Raw genomic sequence first — 976 nt, 5'->3', positions numbered from 1 at the left:
CGCCGCCCGGCTCGTAACACGCCCGGACAACGCGCCTTTCACGCCACAGGTGGTAGAGGGACAGCACAAGAATGGCCGTGCCGATCAGGTTGGCCACGAAATGCCACCACACCCGGTAGGTCGTCAGGGCCGGACCGGGCTCGATCGCCCCGAACCAGGTGGACAGACCGACGGCACGACTCGCACCCAGTGCCACGGACACGGTCAGCACCACGTGTTCCAGACCGTGGAGCCCTTGCATCCACACGCCCATCCGGGCGCATTTGCGGGACTTCAGATGCTGTGCGGACCGCCGGGTGATCTGCATGATCCCGACCAGGCCGGCGAGGAAGACGAAGTTGCCCGCAAGGTGGAGGATCTCCATGCCCAGCGACGGCTTGGTCATGTCGATCTGCCCCAGTCCGCGGGCCATGCTCTCTCCCCACGGCGTCATCCAGGCTGGTGAGTTCGGATGGAGGATCCAGTAACCGGCCTGGGCGACATGTTCCTGGAAGTGACCGATCTGGCCGACCGCTCCCACCACGATCAGGCCAGCGGCGGTGCGGTGGACCCAGGCACGTACCGGCCCCCGGTCGGCCCAGGCCAGCACGGCGACGGCCGACCACATCGCGACCGTCCACAAGATGATGAAGACGGCTCCCACCGTATCCACGGTGGATACCGTCATCCCCATACCCGGCATACCGCTCGTTCCCGACGAATGATCCACGGGCCCTCCCTATCTCCGATGACAGGCGGCGCTTGCACCCGTGCCGGGACAGCACAGGACATGCCTCAGCACCTGTCACGCTAGGAACGGCCCCGCGGTGCGTGCCACTTCCTCCGTGCGCTTCTCCTTCCCCGAACGGCCGACAGCGGGTCTGTCAAACGTTCGACTCTGGCCCGTGGTCGGTGGTGACGCCGAGTAGCCATCCACGATCATGATCTCGTGATGGATGTCAACTTTCTTATCGGGGCGGTTCACCGGCTGCTGCCC

General features: G+C 65.6%; 2 protein-coding genes. Both read right to left on the bottom strand.

The window, feature by feature from the left end; genetic code table 11:
• Positions 1-682: DUF6008 family protein (locus tag IQ279_RS27515; protein WP_206352041.1), on the bottom strand; the 682-nt coding region annotated here is incomplete at its 3' end.
• Positions 683-784: 102 nt separating this feature from the next.
• On the bottom strand, positions 785-976 hold a 192-nt coding region (locus tag IQ279_RS27510; RefSeq protein WP_206352040.1), incomplete at its 5' end, for a hypothetical protein.

It is taken from the genome of Streptomyces verrucosisporus (genome assembly GCF_017114865.1).
GTDB classification, from domain to species: Bacteria; Actinomycetota; Actinomycetes; order Streptomycetales; family Streptomycetaceae; genus Streptomyces; species Streptomyces fenghuangensis.
The sequence above is the reverse complement of the archived record's forward strand: the minus strand, read 5'-3'. Positions and strand labels throughout refer to the sequence as shown.